The 22,769-nt window shown below is 76.7% G+C and carries 17 protein-coding genes; 10 read left to right on the top strand and 7 right to left on the bottom strand.

Features of this window, described 5'->3' with window-relative positions; translation table 11 throughout:
* Positions 1-15: 15 nt before the first annotated feature.
* The 3 genes from Cpa01nite_RS02120 to Cpa01nite_RS02110 are packed head-to-tail and all read left to right on the top strand — an operon-like array spanning position 16 to position 4,135.
* Positions 16-1,749 carry an ABC transporter ATP-binding protein gene (locus tag Cpa01nite_RS02120; protein ID WP_203667075.1) on the top strand — a complete coding sequence of 578 codons (1,734 nt, stop codon included), beginning with the start codon at positions 16-18 and terminating at the stop codon, positions 1,747-1,749.
* Positions 1,746-3,758 (top strand): ABC transporter ATP-binding protein, encoded by a 2,013-nt coding sequence (locus tag Cpa01nite_RS02115; RefSeq protein ID WP_203667074.1) that lies wholly within the window; start codon positions 1,746-1,748, stop codon positions 3,756-3,758. The genes Cpa01nite_RS02120 and Cpa01nite_RS02115 overlap by 4 nt, the downstream gene beginning before the upstream one ends.
* Positions 3,755-4,135, top strand: coding sequence for a hypothetical protein (locus tag Cpa01nite_RS02110; protein WP_239068453.1), 381 nt, complete (start codon positions 3,755-3,757; stop codon positions 4,133-4,135). Before Cpa01nite_RS02115 ends, Cpa01nite_RS02110 begins: the two co-directional genes overlap by 4 nt.
* A gap of 274 nt (positions 4,136-4,409) precedes the next feature.
* Here Cpa01nite_RS02110 and Cpa01nite_RS02105 read toward each other — a convergent pair whose 3' ends face one another.
* The 3 genes from Cpa01nite_RS02105 to Cpa01nite_RS02095 all read right to left on the bottom strand — a co-directional run bounded on the left by Cpa01nite_RS02105 (position 4,410) and on the right by Cpa01nite_RS02095 (position 6,843).
* Positions 4,410-5,126 (bottom strand): hypothetical protein, encoded by a 717-nt coding sequence (locus Cpa01nite_RS02105; protein ID WP_203667073.1) that lies wholly within the window; start codon positions 5,124-5,126, stop codon positions 4,410-4,412.
* A 199-nt stretch (positions 5,127-5,325) separates the two neighbouring features.
* Positions 5,326-5,907 carry a dihydrofolate reductase family protein gene (locus tag Cpa01nite_RS02100; protein WP_203667072.1) on the bottom strand — a complete coding sequence of 194 codons (582 nt, stop codon included), beginning with the start codon at positions 5,905-5,907 and terminating at the stop codon, positions 5,326-5,328.
* A gap of 177 nt (positions 5,908-6,084) precedes the next feature.
* Positions 6,085-6,843: a VOC family protein gene (locus Cpa01nite_RS02095; RefSeq protein ID WP_203667071.1), complete on the bottom strand. Its 759-nt coding sequence runs from the start codon at positions 6,841-6,843 to the stop codon at positions 6,085-6,087.
* An 84-nt stretch (positions 6,844-6,927) separates the two neighbouring features.
* On the opposite strand from Cpa01nite_RS02095, the gene Cpa01nite_RS02090 reads away from it, so the two are divergent.
* On the top strand, positions 6,928-10,608 hold the full coding sequence (locus tag Cpa01nite_RS02090) for an ATP-binding cassette domain-containing protein (protein ID WP_203667070.1): 3,681 nt from the start codon (positions 6,928-6,930) through the stop codon (positions 10,606-10,608).
* A 108-nt stretch (positions 10,609-10,716) separates the two neighbouring features.
* Positions 10,717-11,400, top strand: coding sequence for a GOLPH3/VPS74 family protein (locus Cpa01nite_RS02085; RefSeq protein WP_203667069.1), 684 nt, complete (start codon positions 10,717-10,719; stop codon positions 11,398-11,400).
* Between the two features lie 384 nt (positions 11,401-11,784).
* Here the strand turns inward: Cpa01nite_RS02085 and Cpa01nite_RS02080 are convergent, their stop codons facing one another.
* Positions 11,785-12,285 carry a glutathione peroxidase gene (locus Cpa01nite_RS02080; RefSeq protein ID WP_203667068.1) on the bottom strand — a complete coding sequence of 167 codons (501 nt, stop codon included), beginning with the start codon at positions 12,283-12,285 and terminating at the stop codon, positions 11,785-11,787.
* 55 nt (positions 12,286-12,340) lie between these two features.
* Positions 12,341-13,534 (bottom strand): NAD(P)/FAD-dependent oxidoreductase, encoded by a 1,194-nt coding sequence (locus tag Cpa01nite_RS02075; RefSeq protein WP_203667067.1) that lies wholly within the window; start codon positions 13,532-13,534, stop codon positions 12,341-12,343.
* A gap of 163 nt (positions 13,535-13,697) precedes the next feature.
* On the opposite strand from Cpa01nite_RS02075, the gene Cpa01nite_RS02070 reads away from it, so the two are divergent.
* The 3 genes from Cpa01nite_RS02070 to Cpa01nite_RS02060 all read left to right on the top strand — a co-directional run bounded on the left by Cpa01nite_RS02070 (position 13,698) and on the right by Cpa01nite_RS02060 (position 17,853).
* Positions 13,698-14,558, top strand: a complete 861-nt coding sequence (locus Cpa01nite_RS02070) for an ABC transporter ATP-binding protein (RefSeq protein ID WP_203667163.1) — start codon at positions 13,698-13,700, stop codon at positions 14,556-14,558.
* A 99-nt stretch (positions 14,559-14,657) separates the two neighbouring features.
* On the top strand, positions 14,658-15,653 hold the full coding sequence (locus Cpa01nite_RS02065) for an ABC transporter substrate-binding protein (RefSeq protein WP_203667066.1): 996 nt from the start codon (positions 14,658-14,660) through the stop codon (positions 15,651-15,653).
* Between the two features lie 37 nt (positions 15,654-15,690).
* Positions 15,691-17,853 carry an iron ABC transporter permease gene (locus tag Cpa01nite_RS02060; RefSeq protein WP_239068452.1) on the top strand — a complete coding sequence of 721 codons (2,163 nt, stop codon included), beginning with the start codon at positions 15,691-15,693 and terminating at the stop codon, positions 17,851-17,853.
* A 98-nt stretch (positions 17,854-17,951) separates the two neighbouring features.
* Here the strand turns inward: Cpa01nite_RS02060 and Cpa01nite_RS02055 are convergent, their stop codons facing one another.
* Positions 17,952-18,377 (bottom strand): PLD nuclease N-terminal domain-containing protein, encoded by a 426-nt coding sequence (locus Cpa01nite_RS02055; protein WP_203667065.1) that lies wholly within the window; start codon positions 18,375-18,377, stop codon positions 17,952-17,954.
* Between the two features lie 187 nt (positions 18,378-18,564).
* Between Cpa01nite_RS02055 and Cpa01nite_RS02050 the strand changes: the two genes are divergently transcribed.
* Positions 18,565-21,018: a glycoside hydrolase family 43 protein gene (locus Cpa01nite_RS02050; protein WP_203667064.1), complete on the top strand. Its 2,454-nt coding sequence runs from the start codon at positions 18,565-18,567 to the stop codon at positions 21,016-21,018.
* A 124-nt stretch (positions 21,019-21,142) separates the two neighbouring features.
* Positions 21,143-21,907, top strand: a complete 765-nt coding sequence (locus Cpa01nite_RS02045; protein ID WP_203667063.1) for a class I SAM-dependent methyltransferase — start codon at positions 21,143-21,145, stop codon at positions 21,905-21,907.
* Between the two features lie 59 nt (positions 21,908-21,966).
* On the opposite strand, the gene Cpa01nite_RS02040 is transcribed toward Cpa01nite_RS02045, so the two are convergent.
* The gene (locus Cpa01nite_RS02040) at positions 21,967-22,713 is read right to left on the bottom strand and encodes a DinB family protein (protein WP_203667062.1); all 747 of its coding nucleotides are present in this window, start codon (positions 22,711-22,713) and stop codon (positions 21,967-21,969) included.
* Positions 22,714-22,769 lie beyond the last annotated feature (56 nt).

Genomic DNA, 22,769 nt, shown 5'->3' with positions numbered 1-22,769 from the left:
ACCCCTGGAGACCACGTGCTCGCCCGACTGCTCGTGCGCTACCTGCGCCCCTACCGCTGGCTGCTCGTCGGCGTGCTGGTGTTCCAGCTCGGCTCGGCGCTCGCCATGCTGTACCTGCCGAGCCTGAACGCCCGGATCATCGACGAGGGCGTGGCCCTCGGAGACACCGGGTTCATCTGGCGCACCGGCGGATTCATGCTGACCGTGTCGCTCGGCCAGATCGTGGCCGCGATCATCGCGACGTACTTCGCCGCCCGGGCCGCCATGCAGGTCGGCCGCGACCTGCGCGACGACGTCTACGGCCGGGTGAGCGGCTTCTCCGAGCGGGAGATCTCCCGGTTCGGCGCCGGCTCGCTCATCACGCGCAACACCAACGACGTCCAGCAGGTCCAGATGCTCGCGATGATGGGCGCCACGATGCTGGTGAGCGCCCCGATGCTCGCCATCGGCGGCGTGATCATGGCGCTGCGGCAGGACGTCGGGCTGTCCTGGCTGATCGCCGTGTCGGTGCCGGTGCTGCTGGTGATCGCCGGCCTGATCATCAGCCGGATGGTGCCGCTGTTCCGGTCGTTCCAGACCAAGCTCGACGCGGTCAACCGGATCATGCGCGAGCAGCTCACCGGCGTCCGGGTGGTCCGGGCGTTCGTCCGCGAGGACATCGAGGCCGAGCGGTTCCGGGTCGCGAACACCGACATCATGGTCGTCGGGCGCAAGATCGGGTCGCTGTTCGTCGTGCTGTTCCCGCTCGCGATGCTCGTGCTCAACGTGACCGTCGTCGGCGTCATCTGGTTCGGCGGCATCGAGGTCGACGCCGGGAACGTGCAGATCGGCACGCTGCTCGCCTTCATGCAGTACATCGGCCAGATCCTCATGGGGGTCCTCATGGCCTCCTTCATGGTCGTGATGATCCCGCGCGCGGCCGTGTCGGCCGAGCGCATCTCGGAGGTGCTGGCCAGCGAGTCGACCCTCGCCGAGCCGGAGCAGCCGGTGCGCGCCGCGTCGCGGCCGGGCGAGGTGGCGTTCGAGGACGTGACGTTCGCCTACCCGGAGGCCGAGCGCCCGGTGCTGCAGGGCGTCTCGTTCACGGCGGAGCCCGGCCAGACGGTCGCGGTCATCGGCTCCACCGGCGCGGGCAAGACCACGCTGGTGTCGCTGCTGCCGCGGCTGTTCGACACCACCGGCGGCACCGTGCGGGTCGGTGGCGTGGACGTGCGCGACCGCGCCCTGGAGGACCTGTGGGCGGGCATCGGCCTGGTCCCGCAGCGGCCCTTCCTGTTCGCCGGCACCGTGGCGTCGAACCTCCGGCTCGGCCAGGAGGACGCCACCGACGCCGACCTGTGGCGCGCGCTCGAGATCGCGCAGGCCAGCGACTTCGTGCAGCAGATGGACGGCGGCCTGGAGGCGCGGATCGCGCAGGGCGGCACCAACGTGTCCGGCGGGCAGCGCCAGCGGCTCGCCATCGCGCGGGCCCTCGTCCGGCGTCCGCCGGTGCTCGTCTTCGACGACTCGTTCTCCGCGCTCGACCTCGCGACCGACGCGCGGCTGCGGCAGGCGCTGTGGCGCGAGCTGCCGGAGGTCACCAAGATCGTGGTCGCCCAGCGGGTGTCCACCGTGACCGGCGCGGACCAGATCCTCGTGCTCGAGGACGGCCGGGTCGCAGGGCTCGGTACGCACGACGAGCTGCTCGAGACCAACCAGACCTACCGCGAGATCGCGGAGTCCCAGCTCGCGGTGGAGGCCGGCGCATGAGCGACCAGAAGACGCGGACCGCGAAGCCGGCCGAGCCCGAGCTGACCGAGGAGGAGAAGCTCGAGATCGAGCTCGGGGAGCAGGCGCGCCTGGCGTCGGACTCCTGGGACTCGGTCGCGCCGGGCAAGGCGGACAACTTCAAGGAGTCCTTCGGCCGGATGATCGGCCTGCTGCGCCCGTACAAGTGGGCGCTGGTGGCCGTGACGATCATGGGGTCGCTCGGCGTCGTGCTCACCGTGCTCGCGCCCCGGGTGCTCGGCCGGGCCACCGACGCCGTGTTCACCGGCTTCATGTCCCGGAACCTGCCCGAGGGGCTCACCCAGGAGCAGGCGGTCGAGGGTCTGCGCGCCCAGGGGCAGGACCGGGTCGCCGACATGGTCGCGGCGGCGGACGGCCTGGTGCCGGGAGCCGGCATCGACTTCGACCTGCTCGGCCGGCTGCTGATGACGGTGCTCGCGCTGTACGTGGCGGGCGCGCTGCTCACCTGGCTGCAGGGCTACATCATCAACGTGATCATGGTCCGGGCCATGTGGCGCCTGCGCGAGCAGGTCGAGGTGAAGATCAACCGGCTGCCGCTGGCGTACTTCGACAAGGTGCAGCGCGGCGAGCTGATCTCCCGCGTCACCAACGACATCGACAACATCACGCAGACGATGCAGCAGTCGCTGTCCACGGCGCTGACGTCGATCCTCACCGTGATCGGCGTGCTGATCATGATGTTCTCGATCTCCTGGCAGCTTGCCCTCGTCGCGCTGGTGTCCATCCCGCTGATGGGCGTGATCTTCGGGGTCATCGGCCCGCGGTCGCAGAAGGCGTTCGGCACCCAGTGGCGCAAGGTCGGCCGGCTGAACGCGCGCGTCGAGGAGTCGTTCTCCGGCCACGCGCTGGTGAAGGTGTTCGGCCGCCGCCGCGATTTCGCGGACAAGTTCAAGGCCGAGAACGAGGAGCTCTACCAGGCCTCGTTCAAGGCGCAGTTCCTGTCCGGGATCATCTGGCCGGGCATGTCCTTCGTCGGCAACCTCACCTACGTCGGCATCGCGGTGCTGGGCGGGCTCATGGTCGCCAACGGCACCATGCGGCTCGGCAGCGTGCAGGCCTTCATCCAGTACGCGCAGATGTTCACGCAGCCGCTGTCCGAGCTCGGCGGCATGGCCGCGGTCGTGCAGTCCGGCACCGCGTCCGCCGAGCGGGTGTTCCAGCTGCTCGACGAGGACGAGCAGAGCCCGGACGACCCGCAGGCGCCGCGCCCGGCCGAGGGCGACGGGACCATCGAGTTCGAGCACGTCGCGTTCTCGTACAGCCCCGACAAGCCGCTGATCAGCGACCTGTCGTTCACCGTCCGCCCGGGGCAGACGGTGGCGATCGTCGGTCCGACCGGCGCCGGCAAGACGACGCTGGTCAACCTGCTCATGCGGTTCTACGAGCTCGACGGCGGCCGGATCCTCGTCAACGGCCAGGACATCGCGACGCTGTCCCGGCACGACGCCCGCGCCCGCACCGGCATGGTGCTGCAGGACCCGTGGCTGTTCGCCGGCACCATCCGGGAGAACATCCGGTACGGGCGGCAGTCGGCGACCGACGAGGAGATCCTCGCCGCGGCGCAGGCCACCTACGTCGACCGGTTCGTGCACTCGCTCCCGCACGGGTACGACACCGTGCTGGAGGAGGACGCGGCGAACCTGTCGGCCGGCGAGAAGCAGCTGCTCACGATCGCCCGCGCGTTCGTCGCACAGCCGTCGGTGCTGATCCTCGACGAGGCGACCTCCTCGGTCGACACCCGCACCGAGCGGCTGCTGCAGCAGGCGATGGCCTCGCTGCGGCAGGGACGGACGTCGTTCGTCATCGCGCACCGGCTGTCGACGATCCGGGACGCGGACCTGATCCTCGTCATGGAGCAGGGCGCGATCGTGGAGAAGGGGACGCACGACGAGCTGATCGGGGCGGGCGGGGCGTACCACCGGCTGTACCAGTCGCAGTTCGCCGGCGCGGTCGTGGGGGAGGACGCGTGACGGGTCCGAGCCCCGCGGCACCCGGGGCCGGGCCGGCGACCACGCCGTCCCGGCCCGTCCGGCCGCGGGGCCCGCTCGCCGTCGTGCCGACCGCCGTCCTGGCGGCGGCGACCCTCGTCGCGGCGTTCGCCGTCGCGCAGGGCACCGGCGTCCGGGCGCTCGGCGGCGTGGTGCTGGTGCTCGGCGTCGCCTGGTGCGCGTGGCGGTCGTGGTCCGTGGCCGGGGCCGCGCGGGTGGTGGCGGTGGTGGCGCTCGGGGCGGCGTGCTTCGTCGGCTCGCACGTGCTCGCCGAGACGCTGGGCGCCTGGGCGACGGTCGTGCTCGCCGCGGCCGTGCTCGGCGCGGGGGCGTGGCTGCTGGTCGACCGCCGGCCCTGACCCGGTCGGGCAGTGGTGGGCCCGCGCACGCGGGCGCGGGACCACGCCCGGCGGTGCTCGCTGGTCGGTCGCTCGCGCGCGCCCGGTCAGCCCGCGAGCACGACGAGCAGCACGAAGGCCGCGGCGGACAGCACGAGCGCGACGGCCAGGACGGCCCACCCGGACACAAGGTCGACCGCCCGGGTCGCGCCGGGGTGGGTGTTGCTCCTCGCGACGCGGGCGACCGCGCCCGTACCTGGGCCGCCGGTTCGCGCCCGAGCCTGCGCCCGGGGCGTCAGGCGTCGAGGAGCCAGCCGAGGCCCATGAGGCCTGCCAGGCAGCCGATCACCACCAGCACCGTCAGCAGCACGGGGTGACGGTCGGTCCAGAGGGAGGAGCCCGGGTACGCGGCCTCGAGCTCACGCGGGTCGCTCCGACGGTGCTCCCAGTCGACCGCGATCCCGGCCCCGCGAAGCAGGGCCTGGGTGTCCTCGCGGAGCCAGAACCCGCGGCTGTGCGCCGGCGCCCCGACGACCCGGCCCCCGTCGTCGAGCAGCAGCGCCCGCTGGGAGGTCGTGCCGCCGCGGGCGGCGACGGTCACGAGCACGACGCGCCGGACGTCGCCGAGCGTGGTGACCCGCGTCCGCCACGCGCTGCGCACCTCGAGGACGGGCGGGCCGCCCGGTGCGCCGGTGAGGGTGGTCACCGAGCGCACCAGGACCAGAGCGGTCCACACCACCACGAGCACCTCGTACCCGAGCACCGCGAGCCACTGCGGGCTGCCCGGACCCGCCGCCAGGGCGTGCTCCAGGACGCTCGGGGCCCGGGTGCGGGAGGCGGCGGGGACGAACGCCGCGAGCGCCCCGACGAGGACCACCCGCGTGCGGGACGGCCGCTCGACGACCCGGTCGGGCGGCGTCGGGGACGTCCACGCCCCCGGTCGGGCGCGGCGCGCCGGTCGGGCCCGGCGCTGCTGCGTCGGTGTGTGGGGCGGTGCCGTGTCGCGTGTCATCCCGTCCTCCGCCTCCGTGGCCGTCGGGCTCGTCCGCCCGCCTCGCGTGGGCGTCGAACCCGTTCCTCCTCCTGATCGGCCTGCCGACGCCCCGGCCTGAGGGGTGGGCCGCGTGGTGTCCGACGAGCGGCGGACCACCGACCCCAGCCGAGGCGACGGGGATGACGACGGCAGGCCCGGCCGGGCTGCTCCCACCGGGTCAGCGGCGCACGCGGTACCGCAGGTGCAGCACGCGGGTGCCCTGGAGCACCTCGACGGGGTCCTCCAGCAGGTGCGGCCCGCCGGCGGTCCCGAAGAACCGCCGACCCGACCCGAGGACGACCGGGGCGACGTCCATCCGCACCTCGTCGACCAGGCCCGCGGCGAGCGCCTGCCCGCCGACGTCGCCGGCGGCGACCTCGACCACCCGCTCGCCAGCCAGCTCCTGCGCCCGCGCCACGGCCGCCTGGACGCCGTCGACGAAGTGGAACGGCGCCGCCGGGTCCCACCCGTCGGGCGGGGGCCGGTGCGTCACGACGACCACGTGCGCGACCCCGCTCGGTGGCACGCCGCCCCAGCCGTCCGTCAGGTCGAAGACGCGGCGACCGACGACGGTCGCGCCGATCCGGTCCCAGTACGGGCGCGTGTAGTCGTACGACGACCGAGACACGGTGAGGGCGCCGCCGTCGTCCAGCGGGACGTCGCCGGCGGTCAGCCAGTCGAAGACCGGACCCGGGTCGTCGTCCTCGTCCGCGACGAAGCCGTCCACCGACACGGACGCGTACATCACCACCGTGCCCACGCGGGCCTCCTCCGGCGCCGGGCCGCCGGCGGCCGGGTGCCGCCGTGGCCGCCCGGGCGACCTCGACGGCGCGACGCTACCGCCACCGGCTCGGGCCGGGCCAGACCCCGGGCGACGCGGTGCCGGCGCGGGGTGCGCCGGCCGGAGGTCGGGGGCGCGGTCCGCGGCGCCGCGCGCTCAGGGCAGGGCGCCGGTGGCCGGGTCCCGGTCGGTCAGGCAGTACCGCCGCCCCGTGGGGTCCGCCAGCACGGTCCAGTGCTGGCGGACCCGCTCGACCCGCGCGCCGAGCGCGACGTGCCGCTCCGTCTCGGCGGCGCGGTCCGAGCAGGCCAGGTCCAGGTGCGCCCGGACGGCGCCCGACGGCTCGTCCAGGCGCTGCAGCAGCAGGCGTAGCGGGACGCCGTCGGGGCGGCGGAGCGGGACGAGCTCCGCGTCCGGCGCGGTCGGGTGCTCGGGCCAGCCGGTGAGCGCGGCCCAGAACCGGCGCTCGGCGGGCCAGCGGTCCGCGGGGACGTCGACCGCGAGCTGGTCGAGCAGGCTCGCGTGCGCGCCGCCGGCGGCGAGCGGCCACCGCACCGGGCCGGGGCGGCGCGCCGGGTCGGCGTCGAGATCGACGAAGCAGAACGCGAGCCCGCCCGGCGACGCCATCACGACGTGGTCCGAGGCGGCGACCTCGTGGGCGCCCAGCTCCGCGGCCGCGTCCGCCGCGGCGCGCGGTTCCGGCACGTGCAGGTCGAGGTGCACCCCGCCCGGGCCCGACCGGACACGCTGGGCGCGCAGGAACGGGTCGCCGTCGGCCGGCACGAGCGTCACGAACTCGTCGTCCGGTCCGCGGAACGGGGACAGCGAGGTGGCCGTCGCGGCCTGCCAGAAGGCCAGCGTCCGCGACCAGTCCGCGGCGGCGCTGTCGAGGAACGCGGTCGTCCACGCGATCATGCGCCGACCGTAGCCCCGCGCGGCCGTCTCCCCGGGGCGAAAACCGCTTCGGCCGTGTGGGTGGGGCGGCCTAGGGTCGTCGCGATGCTCGAGACCACCACCGCCCCGTCCCCGGTCGACGCCGCCGCCGACCGGGGATCGCGCGCTCCCGCGGACCCCGCCCGCCGCCTGGACTGGCGCCGGCTGCGCGGGCCGGTCGCCGGCGCCGCGCTGCTGGCGCTGACGCTGGCCTCGGTCGGCGCCGCGCTGGGCACCGTCGTCGCGGGCGACCTGGCCGAGCGGCCGACCGCCGCCGGGCTGTGGCTGCTCGCGCTGTGCCTGGTCGGCGCGGCGCTCGTCGACACGGTCGGGCAGGTGACGTGGGCGGGCGTCGTGGACCGCGCGGAGGGCCGGCTGCGCGGCGACCTGCTGAGCGCCGCCCTCCACCAGCCGCTCGGCACGCTGACCGAGCAGGCGGTCGGCGAGGTGCTCGACCGCGTCGACGACGACACGCACGCCGTCGGCACGCTCGTGCGCCGGCAGGTGTGGGGGATGGGCCGCACCCTCGTCGGCTGCGTGCCGCTATGGATCGTCGGCGGGCTCACCTGGTGGCCCGCGTGGCTGCTGTTCCCGCTGCTCGGCGCGGTCACGGTCCTGGTCGTGCGGCCGTCGCTGGGCGAGATCGCCCGCCGCAAGGTCGTCGAGGAGCGTGCGTGGACGGACAACGCCGCCGCGCTGGAGGAGGCCGTCGCCGCCCGCGACGACCTGCGCACCAGCCGCGGGCAGGCGTTCGCCGTCCGCCGGCTCGCCGAGGCGTCCGCGCTCGTGCACCGGATGCTCGACCGGGTGCTCGCGGTCGAGACCCGGATGACCGCGCGCGCCGGGACGCTGCTGCACGCGCTGCTCGCGGGCGTGGCCGTCGCCGGCGTGCTGCTCGCCGGCGGGGGCGACCTGTCCGTCGCGCGGCTCGTCACGCTGTTCCTGGTCACGGCCACGTTCGTCGGGCAGTTCGACATGCTCGCGCGCCACCTGCCGGACGTGCAGGAGGGCATCGGCGCGATCGTCCGCATCCGCGAGCTGCTCGACACCGAGCCCGAGCCGGCCGGCGGCCGCGGGGTGCCGGAGGGGCCGCTCGACCTCGAGCTGCGCGACCTCAGCTTCTCCTACGCCGAGGGCACCTTCGCCCTGAGCGGCGTCAGCCTGCGCGTCCCGGCCGGGCAGACGGTGGCGCTCGTCGGGCGCACCGGGTCCGGCAAGTCGACGCTCGCCTCCCTGCTGTCCCGCGCGGTGGAACCCGAGCCGGGGTCCGTGCTGCTCGGCGGCGCCGACGTGCGCGACCTCGACCTCCAGGCGCTCCGGTCCGCGGTCGGGGTCGTCACGCAGCGCACCGAGATCCTCGCCGGGACCCTCGCGGAGAACATCGCGCTGTTCGCGGACGTCCCCCGCGCCGACGTCGAGGGCGCCGTCCGCGAGCTGCGGCTCACCGACTGGGTCGCCGGGCTCCCGGACGGGCTCGACACGGTGCTCGGGCCCGGCGGCACGTCGCTGTCCGCGGGGGAGGAGCAGCTCGTGGCGTTCGCGCGGCTGCTCGTCCGGGACGTCCAGGTGGTCGTGCTCGACGAGGCGACCGCGCGCATGGACCCGCTGACCGAGGCGCGCGTGGTCGCGGCGTCCGAGCGGCTGCTCGGCGGGCGGACCGGCGTGCTCGTCGCGCACCGGCTCGGCACCGTCGAGCGGGCCGAGCAGGTCGCGGTGCTCGACCACGGGCGGGTCGTGCAGCAGGGCGACCGGGCGACGCTGGCGGCCGTCGACGGGCCGTTCCGAGCGCTGCTCGCCGCGAGCCGGGTCGAGGGGCACGACGGGGCGCTCGACGCGACGGCCGACGCCGATTCCGCCGAGGCGCGGCACGCGGACGGTCGCCGGGACGCGGGGCACGCGGCCGCCGCGGACGACCACCGGGACGCCGCGCGCGCCACCGTGCCGGCCGACGAGGACCGCGGCGCCGCGCTGGATCCGCGCGGAGACGTCGTCGCGCTCGCGTCGGACGGCGCGCTCGGCGGCCGGCGCCGGACCGGGCCCGCGCCCGAGCTCCCCGACCCCGGGACCGGGCCCAGCCTGGCGCGCAGCATCGCGCACGCGCTCGTCGTCCGGCCGCGCTGGGGCCTGTTCGGCGGCCTGCTGTTCCTGCTGTCCAGCCTGTTCGCCGCCCAGGGCGCGGTCACGGGCTACCTCTGGGGCCACACGGTCGAGGGCCTGCGGGCAGGCGAGCCCACGACCGGTCTGGTCGTCGCGCTCGTGGTGGCGCTGCTGCTGGTCGCGCCGTGCAACTCGCTGGCGTTCCGGCTGTACCCGAAGTGGTGGATCGAGCTGCTGCTGCGCGTCCGCATGTCGGTGCTGGTCGGGCAGACCCGGCAGCACCGGCTGCGCCGCACCCCGCCGGGCGAGGTGGTCGCCCGCGCCCTCGACGCGGACCGGTTCGTGCTCTACGCCGACCGCTGGGTCGACCTCGTGAACGGCCTCGTGCTGGTCGCGGTCACGGCGGTGCTGAGCTGGTCGCTGCTCGCGGGCGGCGTCCTGCTGGCGGTGCTGGTGGTGAGCGCGGTGTGCGCGCTCGCCGGGCGGGGCATCGCCGGGCGCTCGGCGACCCGGTCCGCCGCAGCACGCGCCGGCTTCGGGCGGTCTCTGGTGTCCGCGCTGGACGCCGCCCGCACGGTGAAGCTCGCCGCCCGGACCCCGGAGGTGCATGCGCACCTGCGCCGGGTGGACGCGGGCCGGGTCGAGGCCGCCGTGTTCGAGCACCGGGTGCAGGCCGTGCTCGACGGCGTGCCGATCATCATGGTGCAGGTCGGCGCGGTCGTGGCCTGGGGTGCGCTGCTCGCGGGGGTCTGGGACCTGGCCAGCACGCTGCTCGTCGCCGGCGCCGTCGCCGGGTTCAACTGGTTCGGGGTCGTCGCGGGTGCCGTCGTCACGGAGGCGCCGGGCACGCGCGCCTGGCAGCAGGCCACGGGCGCGTTCGCCGGCGGCGCGGACCTGGTCGCGGAGGCGCCGGGCGTCGACCTGCACGCCGGCGTCGCGCCGCTGCCGGACCGCGACCCGCGCGACCGGCTCGAGGCGCTGGAGCTCCGCGGGCTCGGGGCCGTGCACGACGACGGCACGATCGGCGTCGCGGGCGTCGACCTGACGGTCGCGCGCGGCGAGCTCGTGCTGCTGCTCGGCCGGGTCGGCGCGGGCAAGTCGAGCCTGCTGTCGGCCCTGGCGGGGCTGATGGAGCACACCGGCCGGATCCGGTGGAACGGCGCCGACGTCCAGGACGCCCAGGAGTTCCTCCGCCCTGGCCGGGTCGCGCACGTCGCCCAGGTGCCGCGGGTGCTGTCCGGGACGTTCGCCGACAACGTGCGGCTCGACCACGACCGCCCGGTCGACGGCCCGTTGGACGCCGCCCGGATGACCGCCGACGTCGCCGACGCCGGCGGTCCGGACGCGCTCGTCGGGCACCGCGGCGTGCGGCTGTCCGGCGGCCAGGTGCAGCGGCTCGCGCTCGCCCGCGCGCTGGCGACCGAGGCCGAGCTCCTGCTCGCCGACGACGTGTCCAGCGCGCTCGACGCCAGCACCGAGATCGAGCTCTGGACGGCCCTGCGGGACCGCGGGACGACCGTGGTGGGGGCGACGTCGAAGCGGGCGGCGCTGGCGCGGGCGGACCGGGTCGTGGTGCTGGAGGACGGCGCGGTCGCGGCCGTGGGGCCGTGGCGCGAGCTCGCGCCGCGGTGGGGGCACCTGGCGGGCTGAGGTGCGCGCCCGGCGCGGGCCGCGCGCTGGCGGCGCCGTGCGTGCCGCGTGCTGAGGTCCCCCCCGCAGGCTGCTCGCGGCGCCGGGATCCGTGGCTACGCTCGACCGGTGACCACGCTCATCGCCGAGGACCTGCTGCTCCTGCTCCTGCACGACGAGAAGGGCACCCCCACGTCGGCCAACCTCGACGTCGCGCTGGGTGGCGCGCTGCTGATCGAGCTCGCGCTGGCCGAGGCCGTCGTGGTCCGGGAGCGCACGAGCATGTGGTCGAGCGCCAAGGTCGCCGTCACGCCCGGCGCCCAGGTGGCCGACCCGGTGCTCGCCGAGGCCCTGCGCCGCGTCGCCGAGCGCGAGCGCGCCGCGTCCGACCTCGTCAACGGGCTGGGGAAGGGCGCGAGAGACGCGCTGACCGACCGCCTCGCGGAGCGCGGCATCCTGCGCCGGCAGGACGACAAGGTCCTCGGCCTGTTCCCGCGCACCCGGTGGCCCGAGGCCGACGGCCGCCACGAGGACGACGTCCGGGCGCGGCTCACCGCCGTGCTGGTGCAGGGCCTCGACCCCGACGCGCGGACCGCCGCGCTGGTGGCGCTGCTGCACGCGCTCGGCGTCGCGCCGTCGGCGGTCGACCGCGGTCCGGTGCCGGCGCGCGACGTGCGGCGCCGGGCGAAGGAGGTCGCCGAGGGCGCGTGGGCCGCCAAGGCCGTGCAGGACGCGATCACCGCCGCGACGACGGCCGCCATGGCCGCGATCGCGGCGACGACCGCCGCGACGACGGCGACCGCCGGGTCCTGAGCCCGCGTCGCAACCGCGCCGCCCCCGCGCCGCGCTGCGCCGCGTCCGCGAGGTAGGACGATCGCACCGAGATAGGGCCGCGGGTGGTCCTACCTCGGCGCGGAGGTCCTACCTCGACGCGAACGTCCTACCTCGGCGTGGACGTTCGGCACCGGCACCGGCACCGGCACCGGCGTCGAGCCCTCCTCGGCTCCGGTCGGGCGTCCGCGGCTCGCCCGGCGCGCCCGACACGCGCCTGCGCGCTCACCCGCTCGCGCGCCCGCGCGCTCACCTGCTCACCCGCTCACGCGCCGGCGTGCTCAGGCGCCCGACGCGCTCACGCACCCGACGCGCTCACGCGCCCGGCGCGCTCACGTGCCCGGCGCGCTCACGCGCCCGGTACGCTCAGGCGCCCGACGCGCGCTCCGGCAGCAGCTCCTCGATCGCCGCGACCACCTCGGGCGCGTCGGGCAGCACGCGCGGCCGGAACCGCCGCGCCCGGCCGTCCGGTGCGACGAGGAACTTCTCGAAGTTCCAGGTGACCCGCCCGGCCTTGCCCGCGTCGTCGGGGACCTCGTGCAGCGCGCGGTACAGCGGGTGCGCGTGCCGGCCGTTGACCGGCGTCTTCTCCAGCATCGGGAACGTGGCGCCCCAGGTCGCCGAGCAGTACTCCGCGATCGCGTCGGACGAGCCGAGCTCCTGGAGGAACTGGTTGCTCGGCACGCCGACGACCGTGAACCCGCGGTCGCCGTACGACCGGTGCATGGCCTCGAGCTGCTCGTACTGCGGGGCGAGCCCGCACCGAGACGCCACGTTGACCACGAGCGCCACGCGCCCGGCGGTCAGCGCGCCGAACGTGGTGTCCTCGCCGCGGAGCGTCCGGACCGGGATGTCGTCGATCTGCACGCCGCCCACCCTGCCACCGGCCGGCGCGCCTGTCAGCGCGTCGGCCGACGCGGGATCAGGACACCCGGCCCTTGATCAGCTTGTGCCAGTAGATGAGCGGCTCCAGGTACCGGTCGAACAGCAGCAGGCTCGGCCGGGGCCGCGCCAGGTCCACCAGCGGCACCGACGGCTCTGCGGTGCCGTGCCGGTCGAACTCGGCGAGCAGCAGCCGCCGCCGCGACGTCGTCACCGGCGCGACCGAGTAGCCGTCGTACCGGTCCATGATCCGGCCCTTCCGGCGCGCCTGGATGTTGCGCGCGACGACCGGCACCTGCCGGCGCAGCGCCCCGCCGGACGGCAGGGTCGCGACGGTCGCGGCGTCGCCGAGCCCCCAGATCCGCGGATGGGTGACGTGCTGCAGCGTCTCCGGGTCGACGGCGACGAAGCCCTCGCTGCCGTCGGTGGCCAGGCCGCTCTCCGCGATCCAGGGGAGCGCCCGGTGCGGCGGGGCGAGGTACAGGGCGTCGTAGGCGAGGTCCTGCGGGCCGCCCGGGGTCGCGAGCGCGAGCGTCCGGGCCCCGGCGTCCACCGACGTCACCGTCGTGCCGAGCCGGACGCGGACGCCGTACTCGTCGGCTGCGGCGCGCAGGTTCCGGTCGGCCTCGGCGTGCCGGACCAGGTGCGGGCCCTCGACGAGCAGCTCGACCTCGATGGAGTCCAGCGCGCCGGACCGCCGCCACACGTCGACCGCGGAGAACAGCGGCTTGAGCCCGACCGGCGCGCACGGCACGTGCCGGTCGGAGATGGCGAACACGGCCCGGCCGGAGCGCAGCGACGACAGCATCGTCCAGGTCTTCTCGGCCTGCTCCGGCAGGTAGCTCGTCGCGGCGTGCGCGGTGGCGACGGCCTCGCGGGAGCCGGGGATCGCGTCCCAGTCGAGCTCGGCGCCCGGGCAGACCGCGAGGTCGCCGTACTCGAGCTCGGTGCCGTCGGCCAGCACGACCACCGACCGGGCGGGGTCGACGGACTCGACGGTGCCCGCGTACCGGCGGACGCCCGACGGGACGACCTCGTCCTGCGGCCGGCGCAGGTCGGCGAGCGTCGCGGTGCCGGAGGCGACGTAGGACAGCAGCGGCTTGTAGTGGTGCACCGACCGCGGCTCGACGACGGCGACGTCGCGGCAGCCGTCGCGCCGCACGCGCCCCGCCAGGGACAGGCCGGCGTTGCCGCCGCCGATGACCAGCACGTCGTGCCGCCGGGGACTGCTCATCAGTGCACCACGCTCCGTGCGTCGGGGGACCGGTCCCGGCCACGCTAGGCGAGCGCGGCGACCCCCGCCCGGCGGGGCGCCCGCGGCCCGGCCCCCGGACGCGGATGGACATCTGAGGTAAGGCTTGGCTAATGTCCCCGGCGTGCCCGTGAACACCTCCGCGATGGCCGCCGCCGACGTCAGCATCGGCTACGGCGGCGACCCCGTCGTCACCGGGGCCAGCGTCGAGCTGGTCGCGGGGCGGGTGACCGCGCTGGTCGGGCCCAACGGGTCCGGGAAGTCGACGCTGCTGCGCGGCATGGCCCGCCTGCAGCGCCTGTCCGGCGGCCGGGTGACGGTGCCGGACGGCGACGCGCACGCGCTGTCGGCCCGCGACTTCGCCCGCCGGGTCACCCTGCTCGCGCAGTCCCGGCCGACGCCCGCCGGCATCACGGTCCGGGACGCCGTCGAGTTCGGCCGGCACCCGCACCGGCAGGGCTGGCGCGGCGCCGACCCCGAGGGCCGGGCCGCCGTCGACCGCGCTCTGGAGCTCGCCGGGATCGCCGACCTCGCGGGCGACGACGTCGACGCGCTGTCCGGCGGCCAGGTGCAGCGGGTGTGGTTCGCCTCGGCGCTGGCGCAGGACACCGGCGTGCTGCTGCTCGACGAGCCGACCAACCACCTCGACCTCCGCTACCAGGTCGAGGTCCTCGAGCTGGTGCGGAACCTGGCCGACGAGCACGGCGTCGCGGTCGGCGTCGTGCTGCACGACCTGGAGCAGGCCGCCGCGGTCGCCGACCGGGTGCTCGTGCTGCACGGCGGATGCGTCGTGGCCGACGGCGCGCCGGAGCACGCCCTCACGTCCGCGCTGCTCAGCGAGGTCTACGACATCGACATCGTCGTCCGCACCGACGCCGGGTCCGGGCACGTCAGCGTGCACGCGCCCCGCCTGCTGCTCCGGCGCCTCGACGGCCGCGTGGACGCCCGCGGTCGGCGCGCCGAACCCGCGGGGGAGCCGGCCCCGCGCACCCCGGTCGACGCCTGACGGCGCGCCCACCACCGACCTGCTCCACCCGCCGCGCCTCCCCGCGGCCCAGGGCGCGACGCGCGGGCGCCCACCCCTCCCGCGCAGACACGAGGAACGATGACCACCCGACGCACGCTCACGGCGCTCGTCGCCGTCGGCGCCCTGGCCGCCCTGACGGCCTGCGGGACCACCGACGAGCCGGCGGCCGAGACCACGAGCAGCGCCGCCGCGGGCGGCCCGGTGTCGATCACGGACGACCGCGGCGAGACCGTCGAGCTCGACGCGCCGGCGACGAAGGTCGTGTCGCTCGAGTGGATGCAGACCGAGATGCTCACGTCCCTGGGCGTCACCCCGGTCGGCGCCGCGGACGTCGAGGGCTACACCTCGTGGGTCGGCACCTCTGTGCCGCTCGAGGGCGAGCCCGAGGACGTCGGCACCCGCGGCGAGCCGTCGGTCGAGGCGATCGCCGGGCTCGAGCCGGACCTGATCGTCGGCGTGACCTCCTCGATCCCGGAGGGAGCGCTGGAGCAGTTCGAGCGCATCGCGCCGGTCGCGCTGTTCGACGGCGCCGACGCGGCCGACCCGCTGGGCTACGTCGAGGACACGTTCCGCTCCGTCGCGACGCTGGTCGGCGCCGAGGACGAGGCCGAGCAGGTCGTCTCCGACAGCGAGGCGCGCATCGCGGAGAACGCGCAGAAGATCGCCGACGCCGGCCTCGAGGGCACGCCCGTCGTGTTCGCGTCGCCGTACGCCGAGGGCGCGAACGTCACGATCCGCATGCACGGCCCGCGCTCCGCGTTCCAGGCCGTCGCCGTCGCGATGGGCCTCGGCTCCGCGACGGAGGACCCGGGCGACGACGCGTACGGCCTGTCGTACGTCGACGTCGAGGGCCTGACCGCCCTGCCCGAGGACACGCGGTTCCTGTACTGGGGCAACGACTCCGAGGAGGACGTCGTCGAGTCGGCCCTCGCGGGCAACGCGGTCTGGCAGTCGCTGCCGTTCGTGCAGCAGGGGCACGTCCACCGCGCCGGCGTCGGCATCTGGGCCTACGGCGGCCCCGAGTCGCTCGCGGGCTGGTCGGACGACCTGGTCGCGCAGCTGACCGCCGAGTGACCCGGCACCGCACCGCACCCGCCTGAGAGACGACGCCGTGACCACCTCGCCCCCCGCCCCCGGGACCATCGCCGGCCCGCGCCCCGGCGCGCCCGGCGCCCGCCCGGACGGCGGGGAGCGGGGTGCCGGCGCGTCCGCTCCGGCGGCCCGGCGGCAGCCCGCCCGCGTCGTCGCGGTCCTGACGCTGCTCGCCGGCTGGCTCGCCGCCGCGGCGGTCTGGCACCTGACGCAGGGCACCGCCGACGTCACCGTCGGCGAGCTGTGGCGGGCGGTCACGGGGCAGGGCGGGCTCGACCAGGCCGCCGCCGTCGTCACGGCGTCCCGGCTGCCCCGGCTCGCCGCGGGCGTGCTCGTCGGCTGCGCGCTCGGCGCGTCCGGCGCGGCGCTGCAGGGCGTCGCCCGCAACCCGCTGGCCGCGCCGGACACCCTCGCGGTGAACGCCGGCGCGCACCTCGCCGTCACGACCGCCGCCGTGGTCGGGGCCTCGCTCGGCGCGCTGCCGGGCGTCGCCGTCGCGTTCGCGGGCGGTCTCGCGGCGGCGGGGGTCGTCATCGGGCTGTCGGGCGGGCCCGCCGCGTCGCCGGTGCGGCTCGTGCTCGCGGGCACGGCGATCACGCTCGGCCTGTCGTCGGTGACGCAGGCCCTGCTCGTGCTGTTCCCCTGGGAGACCCAGGGGCTGTTCGCCTGGGGCGCCGGGTCGCTCGGCCAGAACGGGATGGGCACGATCCGCACGGTCGCGCCGATCGTGGTCGTGGCGTTCCTGGGCCTGCTGCTGCTCGGGCGCCGGCTCGACCTGCTCGGCCTCGGCGACGACGCGGCCCGCTCGCTCGGCGTCGACGTCGCGCGGACGCGGCTGGTCGGCGTCGTGCTCGCGGTGCTGCTCGCGACCTGCGCGGTGACCGTCACCGGGCCGATCGGGTTCGTCGGTCTCTGCGCGCCGCTGCTGGTCCGGCTGCTGGCGACCTGGGTGCGCCCGCTCGGCCGGCACCGGCTGCTCATCCCCGCAGCGGCCGTCGCGGGCACCGCGCTCGTGCTGACCGCCGACGTCGCGCTGCGCGCGGTGTTCGGGCCGATCTCGGGCGTCACGGTGCCGACCGGCGTGGTCACCAGCCTCATCGGCGCGGTCGCGCTCATCGTGCTGGCCCGGCGGGCGCGCGCCGCGCTCGAGCCGGACACCCTCGTCACCCTGCGCGCGGGCAGCGCCCTGGCGCGGCGGGCGCCCGCGCTGGTGCTCGGCGCCGGCGTGCTGGCGCTGGTCGGGGTCGTCGTCGCGGGGGTGCTGCTCGGCGACTCGACGGTCCTGCTCGGCGACGTGGCCAACTGGCTCGCCGGCCGGGCCTCCGTGCGGCTGGACATCATCCTCGACTCCCGGGTGCCGCGGGTCGCCGCCGCGCTGCTGGCCGGCGCGTGCCTGGCCCTGGCCGGCGCGCTCGTGCAGACCGTCACCCGCAACCCGCTGGCCGACCCCGGGGTGCTCGGCGTCGCGCACGCCGCCGGCCTGGGCGCCGTGGTCGTCATCGTGCTCACGTCGGCGCCGTCGTTCGCCCTGGTGTTCGCCGGGGCGCTGGTCGGCGCGGTGCTGGCCGGGCTGCTCGTGTTCGGCGTGACCGCGGGCACCGGGATGGCGTCGGGGCGGATGGTGCTGGTCGGCCTCGGGACCGGCGCCGCCGCCAGCGCCGTCACCACGCTGCTCCTGGTCCGGACCGACCCGTGGAACCAGAACCGGGCGATCACCTGGCTCGGCGGCTCCACGTACGGCGCCGGGACGCCGCAGCTCGTCCCGATGGCCGTGGCGCTGGCGGTCGGCGTCCTGGTCGTGGCCTGCAGCCACCGCGACCTCGACCTCGTGCAGGTGGACGACGTGACCCCGCGGGTGCTCGGCGTCGACCTGCCGCGCTCCCGGTCGCTGCACGTCGGCGTCGCCGTGCTGCTGACCGCCGCCGCGACCGCTGCGATCGGGCCGGTCGTGTTCGTCGGGCTCGTCGCGCCGCACGCCGCACGGATGCTGATCGGCAAGCGGCACCGGTGGACCCTGCCGCTGACCGTGGTGCTCGGCGCCGCGCTCGTGTGCGTGGCGGACGTGGTGGGGCGGACGGCGATCGCGCCCGCGCAGCTGCCCGCGGGGCTGGTCACCGCCGTCGTCGGGACGCCGTACTTCCTCTGGCTGCTCTGGCGGATGCGCGCGACGTCCCGCCGCTGACCGCGCCGGGCGCCAGGCTCGAGTGGAAGATCTGGCCCGACACGCCGGTGCGTGTCGGGCCAGATCTTCCACTCGACCGGGTCGGCGGTGCCGGCGGGTCAGGCGCCGTCGCGCGCCGGGGGCGGGCCGTCCTCGGCGGCCGGGCCGCCCTCGCGCAGGCCCTGCTCGCGGGCGCGCAGGTCCGCCTCCCAGTCGCGGAGCATCCGCTCGTGCCGGTCGTCCGAGTCGCGCATCCCGGCGAGGAACTCCGGGTCGTCGTCCGGGGCGGTCGGCCGCGGCCGCTCGCACTCGGGGAACCCGGCGGTCGCGGTGCTCGGCCACGGCACGGACCGTGCCGCCGCGGACCGCTCGGGCCGGCCGGCCACCAGCCACGCGATCCCGCCGACGATCGGCAGGAACACGATCAGCAGCACCCAGGTGGTCTTGGACAGGTTCCGCACCAGCACGGAGTCCGTCTGGATGCAGTCGATCAGGCAGTAGACGAGCAGCCCGAGCTCGAGCAGGACTGGCAGCACGCGCAGCACGGCAGACCCTTCGTCGCGGCCGGGGCGGGCGCCCCGGGACACCGGTGACGGTAGGGGAGCTGAGGGCCACCTGTCCGGCGTTCCGGCGACCGTGCGTGCATCTCGTGCGCCGTTCGGGTGGCGGGCGCGCCGGACCGGGCGTAGAAGGGGGACGACCACCGGTCCTCACGAACGGCAGGAGCCTGCGATGGAGCAGCGCACCCCCGCCGCCTGCGCGCCCGCGCGGCGCGGCGCGGCGGCCCTCGTCCCGGCCCTGGCCGCCGCGCTCGCCCTGGTGGCGGCGCCGGCGGTCGCGGGCCAGCCGACCACCGCGACCCCGGCGGGCGCGGTGACGCCCGAGGGCGGCCCGCGCGGCGGGGGCGGAGGCGGCGGCGGTGGCGGTGGCGCGCCGGGCGGCGACGGCACCTACGCCAACCCGGTGAGCGCCGGCTTCGCGGACACCTACGCCGACCCGGCGGTGATCCGCGGCCAGGACGGCTGGTGGTACGCGTACGGCACGACCGACCCGCTCCGCGAGGGAGAGGGCACCCGGCACCTGCTGCCGGTGTCCCGGTCGGCGGACCTGGTGACGTGGGAGCACGTCGGCGACGCGTTCACCGAGGACACGCTCCCGGCCTGGGCGGACACGGAGCGGGGCGCGTCGCTGTGGGCCCCGGACGTCCGGTACGTCGACGGCGAGTACCGGCTCTACTACGTCGTCACCGAGACCACCACGACCCCCGGCGGCGGCGACTCGGCGATCGGGGTGGCGACCGGCCCGACGCCGACCGGGCCGTGGACGGACAGCGGCGACCCGGTCGTGGACCCACGCCCAGGGGGCAGCGATGGCCCGGACGACTTCCTGTGGACCTTCGACCCGTCGCACGTCGTCGGCCCGGACGGCACCGAGCACCTGTTCTACGGGTCGTACTACGGCGGCATCTGGGTGACCGAGCTGGACGAGACCGGGACCGAGGCGGTCGGCGAGCCGGTCCAGGTGACGATCGACAACAAGTACGAGGGCGCGTACGTCGTGCAGCGCGGCGGGTACTGGTTCCTGTTCGCGTCGTCCGCGAACTGCTGCGCGGGCCCCACGACCGGCTACAGCGTGCACGTCGGCCGGTCGGAGTCCGTCACCGGGCCCTACGTCGACCGGGAGGGCGTCCCGCTGCTGCAGTCGCGCGCCGGCGGCACCCCGGTGGTCGCGCCGAACGGCAACGCGTGGGTCGGCACCGGCCACAACGCGGTGGTCACCGACCTCGCGGGGCGCGACTGGCTCGCCTACCACGCGATCGACCGCGCCGACCCCTACCTGGACGGCACCGAGGGGATCAACGAGCGGCCGATGCTCGTCGACCGGCTCGACTGGATCGACGGCTGGCCGGTGGTGCGCGCGGGCGCCGGGCCCTCGGAGGGCGAGCAGCCCGCGCCGGCGACCGCGGGGCGCGTCACCGGGTTCGAGGACGGCATCGACCGCCGGTGGCGCGGCGACGCGTGGCGCGCGGCGGACGGCGACCCGCAGGGTGGCGGGTACGTGACGGCCGTGGGCGAGGGCGCGCTGCTCACCAGCAGCCGCCTGCCCGGCCCGGTGCGGGTGGAGGCCGACGTCCGGCTGAACCCCGGCGCGGCGGGCGGCGTCGTCGCCGGGTTCGCGCTCGGGCGGGGACGCGACCAGGCCGCCTCCGCCCAGGCGGCCGGCCCGGCGGGGCGGGGCTCGGCGCGGCCCGGCTCCGGGGTGAGCGCGATGGTCGACACCACGGCCGGCGAGCTCGTGCTCCGCTCCGGCGGCGCCCGGGCCACCGCGCCGCTGCCGGCCGGCGTGGACTGGTCGACCTGGCACGCGGTGGTGCTCGAGGTCGAGGGCCGCGCCGCGCGGGCGGAGGTCAGCCAGGCGCGGCTCGGCGACCCGCTCGCGGAGGTCACGCTGGACCTGCCGCAGCGGCTGCGGCCCGGCACCGCCGGCGCCGTGGCGCGCACCGCGGGCGTGCACGTGGACGACCTCAGCGTGCTGCCGCTGGCCCAGCCGGTCACCGACGCCGAGCCGCTGCCGCGGACCGGCGAGCTCGTGGACGAGGCCACGTTCGACGCCGGGCTCGGCGAGGGGTGGACGGCCGTGCGGGAGCCGGAGGTCACCGCCGAGGGCGGCGCGCTCGTGTGGCCGGTCGAGCAGGCCGACCTCACCGGCACCGGGAACGACGCCGGGCTGCTGCTGCGCGACGTCCCCGACGGCGACTGGACGGCGGAGACCGTCGTGCAGGTCGACCTCGGCACCGACGACGTGCGGAACTTCCAGCAGGCCGGGCTCGTGGCGTACGCGGGCGACGACCTGTTCGCGCGGCTGTCGCACGTGGCGATCTGGAACACCCGGCAGACCGAGTTCGGCTACGAGACGCCGTACGCCGGGCGGCTGTCGTACGGCGGCACGATCGTCGGGCCGCCCGCGGACACCACCTGGCTCCGGCTCGTGCACCGCACCGACGACGCGGGGGAGCACGAGGTGCGCGCGCTCACGAGCACCGACGGCACGACCTGGGTGGCCGGGGGCGTGTGGACGTTCCCGCCCGGGACGGACCTGCGGGTCGGGCTCGTCGCGCACGGGTGGGACGGGGTCGCGCCGCGGGCGACGGCGCGGTTCGACCACCTGCGGGTCTGGGCGGACTGAGGGGAGCGGGCCCGAGGGCCGGGCACGCGCGAGGACGGGCGGAGCCGGTCCGGGGCGTCGCGCACGCGCGCGGGGGCAGCCGCGCGGCGCGGGCCCGGCCCGGCCGGCGGGCGACACTGGGGGCGTGGACGACGCGCACCCGACCGACGACGACCCCTGGACCGCGCTCGCCGGCGACTGGGCCGCGGCCTGGGGCGGGTTCGCCGCGCCGGCCCGCGCGGCGCTGCTGGACGCGGCGGGCGTCGGCCCGGGCACCCGGCTGCTCGACGTCGGCTGCGGCACGGGGGAGCTGCTGGCGGACGCCGCCGCGCGGGGCGCCGTGGTCGCGGGCGCCGACCTCGCGCCGGGCATGGTCGCCCGGTCGCTGGCCGCGGCGCCCGGGGCGGACGTGCGGGTCGCGGACGCCGAGGACCTCCCGTGGCCGGACGGGGCGCTGGACGTCGTGGCGGCGGTGAACGTGCTGCACCTCGCGGACGACCCGGCGGCGGCGGCCGCGGAGGCCGCCCGCGTGCTGGTGCCGGGCGGGGTGCTCGCGGTGTGCGGCTGGGCGGAGCGCGACCGCTGCGCGCTCGACGCGGTCGAGGCGGCGCTGGCGGCCGACGACGGCGAGGAGGTCGACCCGGAGAGCCCGCTGCGGTCGGAGGGACCGGTGCGGGCGCTGCTCGCCGGCGCGGGCCTGGCCGTCGAGCACGTGGCGCTGGTCGAGGTTCCGTGGACGGCCGCCGACGACGACGCGCTGGTCCGGGGTCTGCTGCTCGGCGAGGACGCCGCGGGCCTCGCCGGGCGCGGGCCGGTGGTCGTCGCGGCGGCGGCGCCGTTCCGCCGACCCGACGGGTCGTACCGGTTCCGGAACGCGTTCCGGCTGGTGGTGGCGCGCCGCCCGGGGTGAGACGGTCGAGCGGAGGATCCGTCCCGACACGCCGGAGCGCGCCGGGCCGGGTCGTCCGCTCAGCGGGAGGCCTGGAGCGCGTCGAGGTCGCGGACGGCGTAGCGGTGGTGCTCCCACTCCTCCTCGAGGATGGTGTGCAGGCAGGCCAGCACGGTCTCCTCGTGCTGCGGCGCCCACGGGTTCGGCCGCGTCCCGGTGAGCTCCTCCGGCGTGACGGCGGCCAGGTAGTCCCGGACCATGGCGACCCGTTCCGCCCGGACCGCCAGCACCGTCTCCCAGGACGGGTCGGGCTCGGAGAACACCGACGGGTCGTGCCCGTCGGACGCGTACTCGGCGTTGGGCTGGCCGATCGGGTGGTACGGGTGCTCGACCCCGAGCACCGCGCCGCGCAGCCACGTGTCCGTCGCCATCACCAGGTGCCGCACGGTCTGCGCGAACGACCACTCGCCGTCGACCCGGACGTCGACGGTCCCCGGTGGCAGCGCGGCCACGCGCTCCAGCGTCGCGTCCCACGTCGCCTGGACCGCGGCCCAGGCGCGGCGCAGTCCCTCCGGGTCGGCGGCCCGGCGCTCGGCGCGCCCGGGGAACCGGCGGTCCAGCTCGGCGTCGACGTACGGCGTCACGTCGACCCCGTTCACGAGCAGCGACCCGCCCTCCAGCAGCCAGGGCGCGTCGATGTCGGCGCCGTCGATCTCGACCCCGCGCATCACCACGCCGGACAGGTCGGCGCGGACGAACCGGGCGCCGTGCAGGTCGGCGTCGACGAGGTGCGCCCCGCGCAGGTCGTGCAGGTCCGTCGTGGTCATGGCCCCTCCAGGTGCGGCTCGCCGGGGCACCAGTGAAGCCCCGCGCGGCGCGCGAG

This window comes from Cellulomonas pakistanensis, from assembly GCF_016862755.1.
Classification (GTDB): Bacteria; Actinomycetota; Actinomycetes; order Actinomycetales; family Cellulomonadaceae; genus Cellulomonas; species Cellulomonas pakistanensis.
Note: the sequence above shows the minus strand (reverse complement) of the source record. Positions and strands in the feature narration are given on the sequence as shown.